This window comes from Neobacillus sp. K501 (assembly GCF_053749995.1).
In genome coordinates, this window is sequence record NZ_JBSLYA010000004.1 from 92,528 (window position 1) to 108,597 (window position 16,070).

17 protein-coding genes are annotated in these 16,070 nt (G+C 41.4%); 7 read left to right on the top strand and 10 right to left on the bottom strand.

What is annotated here, in order from left to right; translation table 11 throughout:
- Positions 1 to 175: 175 nt before the first annotated feature.
- Positions 176 to 787 (top strand): chromate transporter, encoded by a 612-nt coding sequence (locus tag ACWM35_RS11195; protein ID WP_454818344.1) that lies wholly within the window; start codon positions 176 to 178, stop codon positions 785 to 787.
- Between the two features lie 18 nt (positions 788 to 805).
- A complete protein-coding gene (locus tag ACWM35_RS11200) occupies positions 806 to 1,342 on the top strand; it encodes a chromate transporter (RefSeq protein ID WP_454818346.1) in 537 nt (178 codons plus the stop codon).
- A 178-nt stretch (positions 1,343 to 1,520) separates the two neighbouring features.
- Here the strand turns inward: ACWM35_RS11200 and chbG are convergent, their stop codons facing one another.
- The 4 genes from chbG to ACWM35_RS11220 all read right to left on the bottom strand — a co-directional run bounded on the left by chbG (position 1,521) and on the right by ACWM35_RS11220 (position 5,285).
- The gene (gene chbG, locus ACWM35_RS11205) at positions 1,521 to 2,219 is read right to left on the bottom strand and encodes a chitin disaccharide deacetylase (RefSeq protein WP_454818350.1); all 699 of its coding nucleotides are present in this window, start codon (positions 2,217 to 2,219) and stop codon (positions 1,521 to 1,523) included.
- Positions 2,200 to 3,540, bottom strand: a complete 1,341-nt coding sequence (locus tag ACWM35_RS11210) for a 6-phospho-beta-glucosidase (protein WP_454818352.1) — start codon at positions 3,538 to 3,540, stop codon at positions 2,200 to 2,202. The genes chbG and ACWM35_RS11210 overlap by 20 nt, the downstream gene beginning before the upstream one ends.
- A gap of 64 nt (positions 3,541 to 3,604) precedes the next feature.
- A complete protein-coding gene (locus ACWM35_RS11215; RefSeq protein WP_454818354.1) occupies positions 3,605 to 4,966 on the bottom strand; it encodes a PTS sugar transporter subunit IIC in 1,362 nt (453 codons plus the stop codon).
- Positions 4,967 to 4,970: 4 nt separating this feature from the next.
- Positions 4,971 to 5,285 (bottom strand): PTS sugar transporter subunit IIB, encoded by a 315-nt coding sequence (locus ACWM35_RS11220; protein ID WP_454818356.1) that lies wholly within the window; start codon positions 5,283 to 5,285, stop codon positions 4,971 to 4,973.
- A gap of 275 nt (positions 5,286 to 5,560) precedes the next feature.
- On the opposite strand from ACWM35_RS11220, the gene ACWM35_RS11225 reads away from it, so the two are divergent.
- A complete protein-coding gene (locus tag ACWM35_RS11225; protein WP_454818358.1) occupies positions 5,561 to 6,289 on the top strand; it encodes a GntR family transcriptional regulator in 729 nt (242 codons plus the stop codon).
- A 29-nt stretch (positions 6,290 to 6,318) separates the two neighbouring features.
- Here the strand turns inward: ACWM35_RS11225 and ACWM35_RS11230 are convergent, their stop codons facing one another.
- A complete protein-coding gene (locus ACWM35_RS11230) occupies positions 6,319 to 7,311 on the bottom strand; it encodes a LysM peptidoglycan-binding domain-containing protein (protein ID WP_454818360.1) in 993 nt (330 codons plus the stop codon).
- A gap of 161 nt (positions 7,312 to 7,472) precedes the next feature.
- Between ACWM35_RS11230 and ACWM35_RS11235 the strand changes: the two genes are divergently transcribed.
- Complete coding sequence (locus tag ACWM35_RS11235) at positions 7,473 to 8,351, top strand: processed acidic surface protein (RefSeq protein ID WP_454818362.1); 879 nt, start codon at positions 7,473 to 7,475, stop codon at positions 8,349 to 8,351.
- Positions 8,352 to 8,459: 108 nt separating this feature from the next.
- Here the strand turns inward: ACWM35_RS11235 and ACWM35_RS11240 are convergent, their stop codons facing one another.
- The gene (locus ACWM35_RS11240; protein WP_454818364.1) at positions 8,460 to 9,299 is read right to left on the bottom strand and encodes a VOC family protein; all 840 of its coding nucleotides are present in this window, start codon (positions 9,297 to 9,299) and stop codon (positions 8,460 to 8,462) included.
- A 148-nt stretch (positions 9,300 to 9,447) separates the two neighbouring features.
- Here ACWM35_RS11240 and ACWM35_RS11245 point away from each other — a divergent pair, with 148 nt between their 5' ends.
- A complete protein-coding gene (locus ACWM35_RS11245) occupies positions 9,448 to 10,038 on the top strand; it encodes an NADPH-dependent FMN reductase (RefSeq protein WP_454818366.1) in 591 nt (196 codons plus the stop codon).
- 56 nt (positions 10,039 to 10,094) lie between these two features.
- On the opposite strand, the gene ACWM35_RS11250 is transcribed toward ACWM35_RS11245, so the two are convergent.
- The 3 genes from ACWM35_RS11250 to argH all read right to left on the bottom strand — a co-directional run bounded on the left by ACWM35_RS11250 (position 10,095) and on the right by argH (position 12,745).
- Complete coding sequence (locus tag ACWM35_RS11250) at positions 10,095 to 10,601, bottom strand: DoxX family membrane protein (RefSeq protein WP_454818368.1); 507 nt, start codon at positions 10,599 to 10,601, stop codon at positions 10,095 to 10,097.
- A gap of 168 nt (positions 10,602 to 10,769) precedes the next feature.
- A complete protein-coding gene (locus ACWM35_RS11255) occupies positions 10,770 to 11,129 on the bottom strand; it encodes a putative zinc-binding protein (protein WP_454818370.1) in 360 nt (119 codons plus the stop codon).
- Between the two features lie 101 nt (positions 11,130 to 11,230).
- Positions 11,231 to 12,745 (bottom strand): argininosuccinate lyase, encoded by a 1,515-nt coding sequence (gene argH, locus ACWM35_RS11260; protein ID WP_454818372.1) that lies wholly within the window; start codon positions 12,743 to 12,745, stop codon positions 11,231 to 11,233.
- A gap of 162 nt (positions 12,746 to 12,907) precedes the next feature.
- Between argH and ACWM35_RS11265 the strand changes: the two genes are divergently transcribed.
- Positions 12,908 to 13,240 carry a hypothetical protein gene (locus ACWM35_RS11265; RefSeq protein WP_454818374.1) on the top strand — a complete coding sequence of 111 codons (333 nt, stop codon included), beginning with the start codon at positions 12,908 to 12,910 and terminating at the stop codon, positions 13,238 to 13,240.
- Between the two features lie 310 nt (positions 13,241 to 13,550).
- Here ACWM35_RS11265 and ACWM35_RS11270 read toward each other — a convergent pair whose 3' ends face one another.
- Entirely contained in the window at positions 13,551 to 14,474 is a 924-nt protein-coding gene (locus ACWM35_RS11270; protein WP_454818376.1) for a DMT family transporter, read from the bottom strand.
- 110 nt (positions 14,475 to 14,584) lie between these two features.
- Between ACWM35_RS11270 and ACWM35_RS11275 the strand changes: the two genes are divergently transcribed.
- The gene (locus ACWM35_RS11275; RefSeq protein WP_454818378.1) at positions 14,585 to 15,973 is read left to right on the top strand and encodes an aminotransferase-like domain-containing protein; all 1,389 of its coding nucleotides are present in this window, start codon (positions 14,585 to 14,587) and stop codon (positions 15,971 to 15,973) included.
- Positions 15,974 to 16,070 lie beyond the last annotated feature (97 nt).

The window sequence follows — 16,070 nt, forward strand, 5'->3', positions numbered from 1 at the left end:
AACAACCTCCAACACACATCCTTTTTCACAATAGTAGCATATCCGACAGGTTTTACGTATTGATTACGGGCCATACGTATTGGTTATAGCCTATAAATTTATTGCAATTTACCGAATGAGCCCCGTCTGATAACGTAGTAAATAGATACACAATCTCCAGAAGGAGGGAACACCAATGCGAGAAAATTGGAAAACACTGTTTCAAATTTTTTGGACTTTTTTCAAAATCAGTCCTGTCACATTCGGAGGCGGTTTCGCCATGATTCCTTTGATTGAAAGAGAAATTGCAGAAAAAAGAAAATGGCTGGACAGCGAGGATATTGCTGATGTATTTGCTTTATCGCAGTCGGTACCAGGAGCAGTAGCGGTTAACTCAGCCACGTTTATTGGCCATAGAATTAGCGGAGTAAAAGGTGCAATCGCCGCCTTGCTAGGTGTTTCACTTCCCACTTTTATCTTAGTTCTCTTGCTAGGAATCTATTACTCATTCATTCATGATAACCCCAAGATTGAAGCGGCCTTTGTATCCATTAGGGTCACCATTGTAGCCATCATTGTCTATGCAGCGCTCCAAATGGCCAAAACCGCCATTGTGGACAGAGCCACTTTCTTCATAATGTTAGCCGGAGTTCCGGTGCTGTTCTTCATCCATCCAATTGCAGCGATTTTGCTTGGTGGTTTATCAGGGGTAGTTGTTGTTCATTTAAAAAAGAAATTGGGCTTTAAACAAAAGCGGAAAAATGATTCTTCGGATAACCCTGATTATTTTATGGGGGCAGGAATCTAAAAACAAGGAGCGGTAAGCATGGTACTATGGGAACTTTTCCACACATTCTTTTTTATGGGGTTTGTCTCCTTCGGCGGAGGATATGCGATGATGCCCATTATTGATGCAACAATTACAAAATATGGCTGGATGCCCTCCGAACAGTTAGCTAATTTGGTTGCAATTGCCGGAATGTCCCCAGGGTCAATTGCTGTTAACAGCGCGATTCTCGTAGGCTATAGGGCAGCTGGAATAAGCGGTGCTATTGTTTCTGCTGTTTCCATGTTGCTGCCCTCTATAATCTTGGTCTTATCAGTTGCAGCCGTTTTTATAAAATTGCATCATAATAAATTAGTAGAATCCATATTTTATGGATTAAAGCCGCTTGTTACTAGTTTAATCATCTTTGCAGCCATAGGTTTTGCTCAATCAAATGTTTCCTTTGATAGCTCTTTTCGTCCCATCAGCTTATTGGTCATTTTTATCCTATCCTTATTTAGCTTATTAAAACTTCGATGGAATCCCATCTACGTGATTGCCCTTTCTGGACTGATTGGGGTCACTCTCTATTCTTAAAAAACTAGGTTCCTTCCCCAGTTAACCGATCAGTATGATCTCATTATGCCTGTTTTAAGCGCAAATGGTGCTAATGTTAACCCAGTTCCCTTATCGTGATTAAATATTTACCTCTAAATGGGGAAATTTACTTAAAGAGGGAAATATCACCGTCCACTGGGTGAACGGTGATTAACTCTTACTCCATTAAATTTACGGCGATAACAGGCGCTTTTTTTAATATATCGAGTTCTTTTAATCTTGTATGGGTATAGGATGAGATGTTTAAAAGGGTATTATCCAAGTAAGCAGGATGGCACATGATTTCGACAGTTGTGCCCTCTTTTAATCTTTCCATCAAGCCCTCAAAATAGTCTTCCGTCACTCCATCACCATAAAAATCTAATAGACAAAGGTCAGAGAATGCTGCTACACCCTCTAATTTTTTTGTGCCGTTGATTCGAACCGGCAGGTCATACAGGTAAGCTAATTTCTGAACAACTGGTAAAAGTTCTTCCATCGTATGAACATGGTGGTGGCTATCTAAATGCGTTGGCTTCAAACCAGAGGCGATAAATCGATCAATCTGTGCCATCCATTCTCTTTCCAGTTCAGTTAAAGAAATATCCTTTAAATCGGATAATTTCTTAAAGTTCCCCTTTTCATCAACTAATGATGGAACATCTTCAAGTAACGGCTTACCACATGTCAGAACGAGGTGAATTCCGACCCTTAAGCTAGGGTGCTTTTTCGCCAATTCAATCGCGTGATCGGTTCCTGACATATTCATCATCATCGTCGTTGAGTTCACGATTCCGTATAAATGGCTGTCGATAATGCCGTGATTGACCCCGTGGCTTAGTCCAAAATCATCGGCATTAATGATTAACGTAATCATATTTTTCTCCAAAAAATTGTGGAAGATAATCTTTATGTGCCTCCAGCATTTCGTCGAGAATCAGCTTTGCTACGCGGTCACTAGGGACAAGAGGATTGATCGTCATCGCCAGTAATGCCGTTGCATAATCACCTGTAACTGCGGCCTCAATCGCAACCTGCTCGAAAGACTTAATCTGCTGAACGAGACCTCTCACTGCAACAGGGAGTTCTCCCATGACAATTGGCTTTGGTCCATCCTTTGTAATCAGGCAGCTTACTTCTACCGCTGAATCGAAAGGTAAACCTGTGATCGCTCCCCGATTCATGGTATTCACAGGCTGAATATCGCGTTTATCGGTATACATTGAATGAATCAGCCTAACTGCTGCATCACTATAGTAAGCGCCGCCGCGTTGTTCTAACTGTGGCGGTTTGATTGCTAGATTACGATCTTGATATAATTCGAACAATTCCTCTTCCAGCTTTTTCACAACCTCGGCACGTGTACCGCCCGCTTGATAGTTTTTCAATTCTTTTTCCAGCATGTCGCCAGACTTATAATAATAGTTATGATATGGACAAGGGAATACATTTAAGGCCTGGAGAAATTCGGGCTCCCAGCCCATCGCATGGATATTTTGCATCGTAATGCTTTTCTCTGGATCAGTGATAAGTGAAATCACTTCCGCCTTAACAGAAGCGCCATCAACAAATACATCCAAGCCATATACCATATGGTTTAGGCCGGCAAAATCAATGCGGACACGGCTATGGTCTACATTTAATAGTTTTGCTACACCCATTTCCATTCCAATCGGAACATTGCACAAGCCCACGACCTTTTTAATCTTGCTATGGCGGAGTACCGCTTCGGTCACCATACCGGCTGGATTGGTAAAATTAATCAGCCATGCTTCCGGACATAATTCCTCCATCTCACGGCATATATCAAGAATAACTGGGATGGTCCGAAGCGCTTTTAACAAGCCGCCTGGTCCATTTGTTTCCTGGCCGAGAACCCCATGCTTCAAAGGGATGCCTTCATCTTTTGCCCTGGCATCAAGCAAGCCTACGCGGAACTGCGTGGTAACGTAATCGGCATTTTCCAACGCCTTTCTTCGGTCTAGCGTCAAGTGGATTTCAATCGGGACACCCGCCTTTTCCACCATTCTTTTCGCAAGGTTTCCCACGATTTCAAGCTTTTCTTTTCCTGCTTCGACGTCGACGAGCCAAATTTCACGAACCGGCAGTTCAGGAAAATACTTTATAAATCCTTCAATCAGTTCCGGTGTGTAGCTCGAGCCTCCACCGATAGTTACAATTTTCAAACCAGTTGTCATAGTTCTGCACCTCTCGTTATTAAGGCCCTGAACACTTTTAAAAATAAATGTCAGGGCAGGTATTTTACATATCTAGCGATTTTGTATCAGCTACATCTTGTTGTCTTTTCGCATCCATTCTGCCTTGAACATAGACAAATGGCAGATAAACGACGATTGAAATCCCTAAGTTAACAGCTGCTAACACAGCACCGGAAACATGTCCTCCAGTCGCAAGCAGCCCGCCAAGAATCGCCGGAGTAACCCAAGGAATATCAGCGACAACCGGGTGAACAAGTCCTAGACTAACAGATAAATAGGCAGTAACCGTCATTAAAATTGGTCCCAGAATAAACGGAATAAACCAGATTGGGTTTAACACGATTGGTAATCCGAACAGAATCGGTTCGTTAATTTGGAAGATTCCAGGAGGTGTACCTAATGCCAATAATTGCTTATTTCGTTTGCGCCCAGCAATAAACATCGCCACAATTAACCCTAATGTTGCCCCAGATCCGCCAAGATAGACAAAGGCATCTAAAAATGGACCGGAAAGAATATTATATTCACCTAAATCCTTCACGCCTTGAGCATACATATTCACGTTTTCTTGCCCAAGCTTCGTAAATAAAGGAGTGGTAATTCCACCAAGAATATTAGGACCATGAAGCCCGAGCATCCAGAAGCCATGAACAAGGAAAACTATCAACATCGCAAATGGCAAGGAATCGACTGCACCTGTCAGTGGGGTCACTAACACTTTATTTAACCAGTCATTCAAGTAAGCGCCATCGCTGATGAATTTACGTAAAATGAGACCAAACAAACCAATAGTAAAGATTGTAGCCATACCCGGAAGAAGTTTCGCAAATGAACGGGCAACAGCTGGCGGGACTCCATCTGGTAATTTTATAATGAGATACTTTACTTTTGCTAAGCGGACAAAAATTTCCGTAGCGATGATCGCAACCACAATCCCAGTAAATAAGGCCGTTGCGCTAAAATAATTCCAGCTGATAAAGCCCCAAGCTCCACCTGTTACGGCTTCCCCGCCCTCAGGAGTGATGGAAACATTCCCGATTTGCGGGATTAAGACAAAGAAACAGGCAGCAGCAACCAGCATCGCTTCAAAGCCGTCATCCCCATAGGATCTAGCAAGCTTATAAGAGATCCCAAATACAGCGAAAATGGTCATAAACGCGAGTGTTCCCCACCATATATCACCGCCAAGTGTATTCCACGTTTCCCCAAACACGGCGATCATCATTTTCTCATAAGGCTTCCCAATTCCAGGGACCGAGCCTAAGTTATTTAATAACACGGCTAATGAACCAACCATCGTAATCGCAATCATCCCGACCAAGGCATCACGTATCGCAAGCAAATGTCTTTGGTTACCGAGCTTATTAGCGAATGGCATAATATATTTATCGATAAAATTCATCATGTCCCTATTCCCCTTTTTTCAGCATGATTGCTTGCTTTAATACTTCCTCACCGTTACATAGGCCATAATGCATAGGGTTAATCGACTCTACTGGGATTCCCTTTTTTTCTCCGAATGATTTTAGCTGGGACAGCAAGAAGCGAACTTGTGGACCAAGAAGCAGGACATCCACATTTTCCTGTTCAAGCTGCTCCTGAACCTCTGTTGAGCCAACCGCCCAGATTTTACAATCAATACCTTGAGCTTGCGCACTTTTTTCCATTTTAGAAACTAATAGACTTGTAGACATACCCGCCGAGCAGCATAATAAAATATTCATTTAAACTTCCCCCTTTACTAGATGAAAACGGTTACAAAAATAATAAATAATTGCATTAAACAACCTGATTCAACGTGTAGGTTGTTTCACCTCCTGATTATTCATTTAGGATATTTCTGAAAAATCACATTAGTGTTGTAATTAATTGTAATAACAAATGATGATTTTTTCAACACATTTTTATATTTGTTATTACAAATTTTTAAAATTGTATTTTTGAAGTACAATTCAAGGAGGATTTCTGCTAATCTTAATCTATCAGGGAGGTTGTATCGATGGATGAGGTAAAAGATAGTAACGCTCTTCATCAGCAGGTGAAGGATGCGATTATAGAATTAATTAATACCGGAGAGTATAAGCCAGACGAACAGCTGCCGACGGAGGCAGAATTTTGCGAAAAATATGGAGTTAGTCGGACAACGGTCAGGACTGCTTTGCAGCAGTTAACGACTGAAGGCTATGTATACCGTAAACGGGGCAGTGGGACATTTGTTTCAGCCCATAAGGTAAAACAAACATTGACCTCAACGGTTGAGCGTTTTGCTGAGCAAATCACGATGCAGGGGAAAAAACCTGCGATTAAAGTGGTTAACCTTGAGGTCATTCCAGCCGACGAGTACCTTAGTGAGGTTTTAAAGATCGCAGAAGGCGATCCGGTAAATGTATTGGAAAGAGTTCGCTATGTCAATGAGGAGCCGATTCAGTATGAAATTGCCTATTTGCCTTGGTATAAGACCCCAGGATTAAATAAACAAGGCTGCGAGCATTCACTGTATGAGCTTTTAGAAACCAAATATCAGATAAAGGTGAGCAAAACAGTCGAAACACTGGAGTTGTTTATCGCTGATCAAGCATCAGCAGAAAAGCTTGCGATCAAAATAAATGACCCATGCTTTTCACTCGATACCCTTGCCTATTTAAATGACGAAACCATTATCGAATATTCCAAAACCATCTTTCGCGGCGACCTAGCCCATTTTATCATTGAAAGGAATTACAAATAGTGATGGTGAACGGTACACACCTGCCGAAATTAAGGTGTGTACCGATCTTTTGCCTGAATTTCTTGCATTTTCCTCAGGACTAAGGGATAGAAATGGTTGGTGGCACTAGTGGTGGAGTTGCCCCCGAAAAATCCAGTACCAGGACAAGTTTTCACATTATAAGAGGGAGCATTATCCAACACTCTTTCCCCCGTCTTTACATTCCACCAATGATGATACGTTATCGTGTCAATTGAGGGTGTTAATCCAAATTTTAAACTCAGCAAGGCAGCGATATAAATAATCGTTTCCTTTTGCTGTTCTGTCATAGTATCATGTCCGATATCAAAATTCCCCACATTTTCAATCGCAATCCCAACCGAATTCGCCTGTGCCCCAATGGAGCCTTCAGGTGCGATATCAAATGGCCGGCAAACGGCCACTTTTCCGTCCGGAAATGTCGTAATGTTTTGCGCTATATTCTGCCAACCCCAACGCTTCTTATGAAAATTTTCCATACTTGTTAACATCGCGAAATGATTGGAACCATGAAAGTGCTCATAGGACGGCATCCATGTATGGTGCTCTTGAATGATACTGATTTTCCTTGAGAACTGTTGGTGAAAAAGCCAATCCTTAAATTCCTCTCGCGTCATCAGAATATACTGACCTTGCATCATCATTCTTTTTGGAGCTATTTTTAAAATTTGCCCGACTTGAAGGCTATCTTCTGTTAGTCCATTAGTTGATTTTATTGCTTCGAAGGTAGTATGAAAGAGGGTTGCCAACCTTTGAATCGAATCATCCGAAACCACTTCATAGAGGAATGGAACCCACAATTTTTGCCCTTCCTTTAGTGAATGAGATTGTAAACCATTTGTGGCGATTAATTCTTCCTCTCTTGTATCAAACTTGGCAGCGATCATCGTTAATGTATCCCCAGGTTTTACGATATAAATATTTTCAGGATCCTGAGCGTTTGCGTAATTAGGCGCCAAACTTATGATCAAGGTGATCATCATAGTTAACCATATACTTTTCATCGTTGTTATCCCCATTCGGAACATTTTTATTATTTTTCTACCTGGAAGCTTGTTTATGCAACGGTTCTATATTCATCAGCGATTCTGTAATTATTTCCATTCCTAATTGTTTCCCAATAGGGAAAATTACTAGTACATAACTTTTTAAAGGAGGTCCCCAAATGGTCTATGTCAAAGCCATGTTGGTATGCCTGTTATCTTTCCCATTCCTGTTTTCTGTCCCCGTGGCGAATGCTGCTCCTCCTGAAAATGAATTAAACAGCTATTTAACTGAAATTGGATGGACCATTGAGGAATTATTAGATTATATGGCCTACTATGAGATTCCTTTGGAAGATTTTAATACGGTGGAAGATCTACGAGAAGTCATCGGGACTCCCATCAATACTGAAAATCTTCAGGGGCTATTAACAAAATATAATCTGTCGAAAGAAGAACTTGAGGAACAACTGGATACCTACGGAGATTCCTTGGTCTACTATAAATTTATCGAGGATTTAGATGCCTCCGTTGGCTTTTATGTAAACCATAATGAGTTTTTGGCTGAAGTGGAAAGTGATTTGGCTGCCATCGGTATTACTAATGAGGAACTTAATATTTTCTTTAACTACTTAATTCAAGTGGAGGAAGATAATAAAAATCAACTGGATCAAATGACTGCCATTGATAACCGCTTAGAAAAATTTCTCTACGTAGATGAACTTTCACAGTTGACCGAAAGGGAATTAGAGGAATTAGTCCAGATTTTTGAGGAAACCAATTCTCTTTATCAAATCAAAGTGAAGTTTGCCGTTAATCAGAAGGATGTAACTCTAGACGAACTGCTGGAAATGAAAGAAGCTCCAAACCATGTGTACGCCAGTGTCTATAGCGCAGCCGGTGAACAACTGTTCAACTTTTCCGTACCAGCCGAGTTTTTCGAAACGATGATGTTTATTAACGAAGCGGAAGCATTAATTCACATGGGAGAACTATCTGATGAATATGTCGACAGCATGCACGAGAAGAAATATGAACAAGCTCAAAGAAGATACAAATAAGGGGAAAGGTGTAACACTTGTCCTTCTTTATGCATAAAATATATAAGACGGAAGGAAGCACCTCCCGTCACCTGGGCTGACTTTTAAGTCAGCCTTTTTCTTTTCATCTTAAAACCTTATTTGATTACCAGCAGGATCAGCCGTTACATAAAATCCTGCTTCTTCTCTTACTTCTGCCCCTATTTGCTGCAGTTGTTGGACTGCATTTTCACGGGCTGCCGCGTTAGGATACACAAGCGAATACCAATCTAAACCAACACTATTTCTTGGCGGAGTCTGCGCCCCTGCTCCCTGCCACATATTGATGGCGATATGATGATGGTAGCCTCCAGTGGAAAGAAAAGCCGCTTGCGGATAGTAGCTTACGACCTGAAATCCAAGTCCTTTCGTGTAAAATTCTTCTGCTTTTTTCAAGTCATTGACATGCAGGTGAATATGCCCCATCAATGTTTCTTCCGGCAGCCCGGTCCATGGTGCATCACTTTCCGCCAGTATCCCCTTTCCATCAAGCTCCTCTGTCGCCATATCCACTAAGCCATTCTTCCACGTCCACTCATTGGATGGGCGGTCACGGTATACCTCGATTCCATTCCCGTCTGGATCGTTCAGATACAATGCTTCACTGACATAATGATCAGCCGCCCCGAGCGGATACCCCGTCTCCAGCAAATGCCGTAAAAATACCGATAAATCAGCGCGAGTTGGCAAAAGAATCGCAAAATGATACAAACCAGCTGTCCTGTCTGGTTTTGAAATTACATCCTCCGGCTGCTCTAATGTTAATAAGGATGTTTTCCCGTCAGTCGTTAAAATGGCTTTCTCTGCGGTTTTTTCCAATACTTGAAAACCAATAATATGTTGATAAAAATTCAGCGCATTTTCTAGATTTTTTACTTTAATACTTACTTCACTAACATACACATTGGGTTGATCATGAAATTTCTCCATATTTTTTTATCCCTCCATTTTTTATTGTGCTCATTTTCTTGACAAAAATATTTATCTGAAATACAATTATCTCGAATTAAAAATATATTAATTGCAAATATTTTAATTCAAATCAAGTGAAATGTAAATAAACATAGGTGGTGCAGAAATGGGTTTCATCGATAGATTATTTGGTCAATCAAAAAAGGAGGAAGAAACAATGACAAATTCTAAATTAAAGATCGGGATTATTTTAGGAAGTACACGCCAAGGCCGTGTAAGTCCACAAGTAGGAGAATGGGTAAAGGGAATTGCTGACAAGCGCGGAGACGCTGATTATGAAATCGTCGATATCGCAGATTTCAATTTACCATTCTTAGGCGAGGATGCACCAGGAATCGCGAAATGGAATGAAAAATTAGCTAGCTTAGATGGATTTGTGTTCATCGTTCAAGAATACAATCACAGTATTACAGGAGCTTTAAAAAATGCGCTTGATTTAGCTCGTGAAGCTTGGAACAATAAAGCAGCAGGGATCGTCAGCTACGGTTCCACTGGCGGCGCCCGCGCAGCTGAACACTTACGTGGAATTTTAGGTGAATTAAAGGTTGCGGACGTTCGTACTCATCCGACATTATCATTATTTACAGATTTCGAAAACGGTTCAGTCTTTAAACCAGCAGAATTACATTTAACAAATATGAATGCTATGCTTGACGAAGTGAACCAGTGGAGCGGAGCATTAAAAACATTACGTTAATCATAAAAAAATGAATGCGGAGAATATCCGCATTCATTTTTTTATTGCTGTTCTTATTACGCAGTTACTTTTGTTGTATCTTTCATCTTTGTTGTTTTGCGGATGAATGGTACCACCCAGCGGTCTAAGCCGTAGCGGCCAGCGTTGTAACCAGCAGCCAAGATGATGAAGCCTAAGAAGATGTCAGTTGGGTTATGAGATACAGTTCCTGCTAAGAAGAAGCTGAAGTTCATCACTAAACCGAAGAACATCGCCGCTGTTGTTAAGCAGCCTAACATTAATCCTAAACCTACTAGTGTTTCACCCCAAGGAATCACAAAGTTAAACACATCAGCATTTGGGATTGCAAAGTTTTCTAGGAAGCTCACGTACCATCCGTAAACCATATTGCCGTCTGGACCTTTTACAGGGTTAGCAACTGCACCTTTTAAGAATCCAGATGCGTCGAAGCCTCCTGTGATTTTATGAAAACCTGCTGTGAACCAAGCATATCCAAGATATAAACGAATAACGGTTAAAATAGCTGCAGAGATCTTATTTTCTCTTAAAAAATGATTAAACATAAAGCGTTCCGCCTTTCATCATTTACTTGTTCTTTATACTCTCACTATATTAGATTTATCTATTTGTTAACATAGGTATAGTAATAAGTTCACAAGATGTTAGAAATGTTTTGACGGAACGTTGAACGTACTGATTGCTTCGAAAAATAACACTAAATAGAGCTTCTCTTATGATTTAGTTACATCCAAAATTTGTAGGTACGTCCTCCTAAAAAGGTCAGGATCAGGATCCTCTCCATTGATTTTTGGGACATCGAAATCTGATAATACGTAATGATGTTTCGGTTGAACATCATGCCTCGCTAAAGAGCTTTTACAACAGGCCAAGGGACAGCCATCGATCGCAATAATGTCCCGACCCGATTTCGCTGTTCTCACAAGCGGCTTCACATCCCCACCAACACCAGCAATACACGACATTTCAGCAATATTTTCCCGGTCCATTTTGATTGCAATCATATTAGCCGTTTGTGCCGCTGAGGAACATCCAGAACATGAATACACTATTGGTAAATCCTTTCTTTTCATTGAATCACGTCTCCTTTTTTGGATTTCTATCTATTTTAAAACCAATTCGTATTCATGTCTGTGATATTTTTCAATAATTCTGATTATTTTACAAAAAATTATCAATTATTTCCCCAGAAATCGACAACCATTGGGTGGTGACAGGCACCTTTTAGCCATTTCCGATTCTCCGCGTGCTTCTGTCTTCGGCCTAAAATCATTCTCCGGACCTCATCTGGGTTCGGGCCCCCTGGAAGCGAACGAACCTGGACAAAATAATCTGGATCCAGCGCCTGGCGCAATATTTCCTTATTTAGCGATAACGGTTTTCCGATGACTGAATTAGCTGCTTCATTGACAAGAGTCAAGGTGACTGCCTGAGCTGAAATCCCTTTAACCATGGCGTTCTTCACAACTAAACTTGCAATTTGATGAGCGGTGTGGAAGGAAAGTTTATCGGTTCGCACTAACGTATCCGCTAGCTCTGTAATCGTCGCAAAGCTAGCTTCACCCCGTTCTCGCAGCTTCTCGGTATTTACCTCTGCGGTTACTATCACACACCCCAGCAATCTTGATAATTTACCGAGCAACTCTAAGCTTCTCCATGCATAGGGCTGCATATCATCCTCGGTATCGACAATATCCCCAAAGGGTGTATTGTGAATCATCGTCAGCACGGTCTGGGTGTTGCCGACACAACTCGATAATAATGAGCGTAAATGCTCAAGAGACACAGGGTTTCGTTTTTGCGGCATGATCGAGCTTATTTGCACGTAAGGCTCGGCAACCCGCAGCACCCCAAACTCCTGGGTACTCCACAGCAATAAATCTTGGACAAACCGCCCAAGAGAAATGGCGGTAATCTGAGTTGAAGTCATTACCTCAGCCATATAATCCGCCCCGGCAATCGCATCATAGGAATTCTCAACCATTCCATCAAAGCCGAGCAATTCACTCATTCTTTCGCGATTAATGTTAAACCCGGATGTCGTAAAGGCAGCAGCGCCCATCGGAGATTGATTACAACGACGATAGGCAGCCTTTAACCGCTCAACATCTCGTGATATGGAATCAACTACCGCCATGATGTAATGGGCTAAAGTAGTTGGCTGTGCTTGCTGGGTGTGGGTGTAGCCGATCATGAGCGTTTCCACATGCTTATCGGCAAACTCCAATAATTGCTCCTGTAAAAATAAGATCTCGGCTAATGTCGATTGCATTTTTTCACGTAGGGCCATTCGAAACATGGTTATACACATATCATTGCGGCTCCGTGCAATATGCAAATTCCCGGCAATATCCCCTGCTTTTTCAAGCAATTCCTTTTCCACCTGGAAAAACAAATCCTCCACCTGACCCGAATAGGGGGTACTGCGAATTACCTGTAAATCAATGCTCCTAATTGCTTCGGCAATCTGTTTGCTGTCTTGTTGTGAAAGGATGCCTTGTTCCGTCAGCATGATGAGGTGAGCTTGATGAATCGCCATCATTTGGCCCAATAAATGCTGTTTCGCTTCATTATACGCTGGCTCTAGGACCACTTCTCTGTAGGTTCTCCCAGGAAATGTATCCCCTTCGTCCTGAAGGATTCTCGCTTGTTGGTTCCCACCCTTTTCCTCCTCATGTAAGGTTCCCATGTTTTTTCCCCTTTCTTGATTTTCGTCTTACTCTATTAGTACTCAACTCATTTCCAAGGGGGAAATGAAACCAATAAAAAGAGGACGGTTTCGATTAGAACCCGCCCCTTTTTGGGATTACCAGCTTTTGCGTCTGTAAACAAAATCCCATGGATCACGTTTATGATTACATTTGTCACAACGATCATGCTTATTGCCATGCTCACATTTGTCTTTATGATCATGTTTATCGTCATGGTCACACTTGTCTTTATGATCATGTTTATCGTCATGGTCACACTTGTCACAACGATCATGCTTATCTTCATGGTCAAACTTGTCACGGTGATCATACTTGTCTCGATGATCATACTTGTCGCCATAGTCGAACTTGTCACGGTGATCATACTTGTCTCCATAGTCGAACTTGTTGTCATGGTCAAATTTCCTACCATGATCTTTCATGTCGTCATGATCATACTTGTCACGGTGATTTTTCTTTTCGTAAGAATCTGACTTGTCTTTTTCATATTTCATGTCTTGATCATCGGATTTATTATCTTGTTTTTTCTTTTCGCAACATTTATTTTGTTGATGACTCATGTCTTTTGAATCAGACTTATCATGTTGGTCTTTACACTCACATTTGTCCTTACGATCATGGTCTTTCTGATCACATTTTTGGCTATCGTGATGTTTGTGCTTATCATGATTTTTTTTGTTACCTTTCCCTTTCATATTCCACTCTCCTCTCTAATAAACTATCAGCCTCATTTATAGTTTATTAAGAAGAGAACAAATGGGTTGGACAAACAGTCTGGTACATTTACACATTTTTCTGGAATAACCATTTATCCTTTTTCATTTTGCGGGTGACAGGGACCTTAATCTGGACCAATACCGTCCCAATCATAATGGTCAAAACGCCTATCCCGCTCACCAAATTGAGATGTTCCCGATAAAACACTACTCCCAGAAAGACGGCTATAACGGGAGAAATGAAAAGCCAAGTCGACGGAAAAACAGGATTGGTCCTGGAAACAAGCCAATAAAATAGCGTGTGTCCCATCATCGAGCCAAAGATGATTAAATACAACAGGGATCCAATAGCCGCTGGACTTGCAAGGTTAGTAAACTCAACTTTTTCTGTAAAAAGAGAGAGCAGTAGTAACAAAATCCCCCCATGCATCATTTGGGCAGCATTTAGCGCGATGGGGGAAGTTGTAGCATATTTGCCAATCACATGTTTTGAATAAATAGCTCCAGATGCGTAAAAAACTTCACCAATCACAATCAATAGACAACCCAGCAGCCAATATCGATTTATGGCAAAAGTGAAGCTTGGTAGAATGAGCAGAAAGACACCAATCAGCCCAACAAAACAGCCAATAAAGGATAGACGGTTAACTTTCATTTTCAAAATGAATGTTTGTAACAATAAAACTATCATCGGCCCTGTTGCTGATAAGACGGCGGCAGTTCCAGAGGTCACATACTGTTCTGCCCAATACAGCGTCGCAAATGTACCAAACGTTAAGCCGATTCCAGTAATCAGCATTTCTTTTTGAAAAAATAAACCAAACGTGGCTTTCTTTCGCAGCACCATAAACAAATATAGAATCAATCCAGCCAGGAAAAATCGGATTCCTGCAGAAAAAAACGGCGCCACTCCTGTATCTACTCCAATTTTTATTGCGAGAAAGGTTGTTCCAAAAATTAAACACATAAACATATAACCGAGCCATACCATGGAAAATTCCCCCTTTTTCTACATTATAGAAGAAGGGGGGTAGAACAGATGATTAAAAATAGACCAGATGAGGTGGGGGAAATGGTAAAATCTAGATTGAGGTGAAGGAAATGGCTGATTACTTATTTAAACAAGTTTATGATTATGTTTTACACCGAATCGAACGCCAGGAGTGGAAGGAAGAGGAGAAGCTTCCATCGATCCGGCAATTAGCCGCTGAAATGAAGGTTCATCGCTTAACCGTATTAAAAGCCTATCAGCAGCTAAAACAAGATAATAAGCTCTATGTCAAAGATAAATCCGGCTACTATGTACAACCAATCGGACACGCTCCATTTGAAAACATGGATAACCCAATCATTTCAGCGTATGTCCAAAAAAATCATTTATCGGAAATCCATCAGGCTACCGTTACTTATAATTTTTCACAAGCATTGATTGACCCGAATCTGCTGCCTAACCGCTTTTTTTCCGACTATGTAAAAAACGTGTTTGACCTCTATCCAAAAGTCTTATCCACCTATGCAACGGTTCAAGGCGATGAAGAATTAAGGGGAAAACTCGCTCACTATTTTAATCAGCAGTATAAAACAGACACATCGGCAGAGCAGCTAATCATTACGACAGGTTCACAGCAAGCCATTCACCTCATTGCCCAAGCTTTTCTGAAGCCAAGAGACACAATTTTGTTGGAACGACCAAGTTACAGCGCCGCAATTGATACCTTTAAAGCCCAGGGAGCAAATATTGTCACGGTTGACATTCATCAGGAAGGATACGATTTGGAGCAGGTTGAATTCCTCATGAAAAAGCATAAGCCTCGTCTCTTTTATCTAAATCCAACTTTCCATAATCCAACAGGTTATACGGTTCCTGCTTCACAGAGAAAGCTTTTAGTTCAATTAGCGGAGCAGTATCATTGTTTGCTCGTTGAAGACGATGCCTACCATGACATCTATTTTGAGGGTCCGTCACCACCACCGATTTACACCTATGATACAGCCGGATTCGTTATTTATATCAGAAGCTTTTGTAAATATATCTCACCTGGCCTAAGAGTAGCCGCTTTGGTGTGTCAATCACCGATGATCAAATCACTGCTGGCTGTAAAGTCCTTAGCGGATAACGGTTCACCCCTTCTGAATCAAAAGGTCTTCCTACATTTCTTCTCTTCAACAAGACTGCAGCAGCATATTGAAAAATTGCGTATTGCCTTACAAATACGAAAGGAAATCATGGAAAAAGAACTTGCGGTTACTGATTGGCATTGGACCAGTCCGAATGGCGGACTGAACCTTTGGGTCCAATTGCCTCAAGAGAGATCAACGGAAGAAATATTGGCAGCCAGTTTGGAGAATGCGATCTCCTTCGTACCCGGACAAATCTGCGATCCATTGAAGGAGCCTTCCTCCTGGCTCAGGCTAAGCTATTCCTTTGCTAATGAGGAGCAAATCTCTAAGGGGATGAGGGAGTTTATCCGTTTAGTTTATACTATCTGATTCATTGCAGTACAGGAATTTTGAATTGCTGTCACCCAAGATCTCTTGCTCTGACCGAAGACCCAACTTTTCCTTTGTTACGGTCACTCAAGACAGC

Coding starts and splice junctions, on each gene's coding strand:
- ACWM35_RS11220 (WP_454818356.1), bottom strand. CDS start 5,285: ATGAATATTTTATTATGCTGCTCGGCGGGTATGTCTACAAGTCTATTA.
- ACWM35_RS11230 (WP_454818360.1), bottom strand. CDS start 7,311: ATGAAAAGTATATGGTTAACTATGATGATCACCTTGATCATAAGTTTG.
- ACWM35_RS11225 (WP_454818358.1), top strand. CDS start 5,561: ATGGATGAGGTAAAAGATAGTAACGCTCTTCATCAGCAGGTGAAGGAT.
- ACWM35_RS11215 (WP_454818354.1), bottom strand. CDS start 4,966: ATGATGAATTTTATCGATAAATATATTATGCCATTCGCTAATAAGCTC.
- ACWM35_RS11200 (WP_454818346.1), top strand. CDS start 806: ATGGTACTATGGGAACTTTTCCACACATTCTTTTTTATGGGGTTTGTC.
- ACWM35_RS11265 (WP_454818374.1), top strand. CDS start 12,908: ATGATTACATTTGTCACAACGATCATGCTTATTGCCATGCTCACATTT.
- ACWM35_RS11250 (WP_454818368.1), bottom strand. CDS start 10,601: ATGTTTAATCATTTTTTAAGAGAAAATAAGATCTCTGCAGCTATTTTA.
- ACWM35_RS11240 (WP_454818364.1), bottom strand. CDS start 9,299: ATGGAGAAATTTCATGATCAACCCAATGTGTATGTTAGTGAAGTAAGT.
- ACWM35_RS11275 (WP_454818378.1), top strand. CDS start 14,585: ATGGCTGATTACTTATTTAAACAAGTTTATGATTATGTTTTACACCGA.
- argH (WP_454818372.1), bottom strand. CDS start 12,745: ATGGGAACCTTACATGAGGAGGAAAAGGGTGGGAACCAACAAGCGAGA.
- chbG (WP_454818350.1), bottom strand. CDS start 2,219: ATGATTACGTTAATCATTAATGCCGATGATTTTGGACTAAGCCACGGG.
- ACWM35_RS11210 (WP_454818352.1), bottom strand. CDS start 3,540: ATGACAACTGGTTTGAAAATTGTAACTATCGGTGGAGGCTCGAGCTAC.
- ACWM35_RS11235 (WP_454818362.1), top strand. CDS start 7,473: ATGGTCTATGTCAAAGCCATGTTGGTATGCCTGTTATCTTTCCCATTC.
- ACWM35_RS11270 (WP_454818376.1), bottom strand. CDS start 14,474: ATGGTATGGCTCGGTTATATGTTTATGTGTTTAATTTTTGGAACAACC.
- ACWM35_RS11255 (WP_454818370.1), bottom strand. CDS start 11,129: ATGAAAAGAAAGGATTTACCAATAGTGTATTCATGTTCTGGATGTTCC.
- ACWM35_RS11195 (WP_454818344.1), top strand. CDS start 176: ATGCGAGAAAATTGGAAAACACTGTTTCAAATTTTTTGGACTTTTTTC.
- ACWM35_RS11245 (WP_454818366.1), top strand. CDS start 9,448: ATGGGTTTCATCGATAGATTATTTGGTCAATCAAAAAAGGAGGAAGAA.